Source organism: Halomonas sp. TP35 (genome assembly GCF_052375975.1).
GTDB lineage: Bacteria > Pseudomonadota > Gammaproteobacteria > Pseudomonadales > Halomonadaceae > Vreelandella > Vreelandella citrativorans.
The window spans coordinates 1-810 of sequence record NZ_JBQSUZ010000045.1; the positions used below are offsets into that span (position 1 = coordinate 1).

Here is an 810-nt window from a genome sequence, read left to right on the forward strand (position 1 = left end):
CTAGGGCGTGTCCTCATTTTGAAAGAAAGGCTGTCCCTCATTGATTTTCTGTGGGGTTATGCGACTCTTCTCAACAGAGGGGGAGTACTGCCATGACACGATATGTTTTGACCGATGATATTTGGGAACAGCTTCAAGTCACCATGAAAGCAAAGGGTTGCCACCGCTGGCCCAATGATCGAAATATAATGGAAGCAATACTCTGGAAACTCCGAACCGGCGCTCCCTGGCGCGATATTCCGAGTGAGTTTTGCCCCTGGAAAACGGCCTATAATCGCTTCAACCGCTGGGCCACCAAAGGATTGTGGGAGCAATTTTTTTTGAGCTACGAGGCGAAATTGATACGGAGTGGGTATTCGCCGACGGAAGTTACCTCCGCACTCACCAGCATGCGAGTGGAGCTCGGCATGGAGAAGAGCGGGCCATTGGAAAATCACGAGGAGGAGCTACCACCAAACTCCATATGCTCGCCGATGCGCATGGAAATCCGGTCGATTTTGAAGTCACTGGGGGTAACGTCCACGACGCCACGGTTGCAGAGCACCTCATAAAGAAGGTCGATCAAGCCGACCACTTCATTGCTGACAAGGGCTATGATTCAGAGGCCATCCGTGACCATGCCAGGGCAGGGGGCATCAACCCGATCATCCCCAAAAGATCAAACAACAAGACGCCAAATCCGGGGTTTGATGCCTTTCTCTACAGGCATCGCCATTTGGTAGAAAACCTCTTTGCTCGGCTGAAACACTTTCGCAGTATTGCCACTCGCTTTGAGAAACTGGCACGAAATTTCAAATCCATGGTTTACCT

The 810-nt window shown here is 51.0% G+C and carries 1 protein-coding gene; it reads left to right on the top strand.

Annotated elements, in window-relative coordinates; translation table 11 throughout:
• Positions 1 to 92 precede the first annotated feature (92 nt).
• Positions 93 to 810 (top strand): IS5 family transposase gene (locus ACT3RU_RS17975; RefSeq protein ID WP_192528713.1). Its coding sequence is split into 2 segments (ribosomal slippage), with 719 coding nucleotides annotated over them: positions 93 to 321 and positions 321 to 810; the frame shifts between segments, so codons are not numbered across the junction. This gene is flagged as partial in the annotation.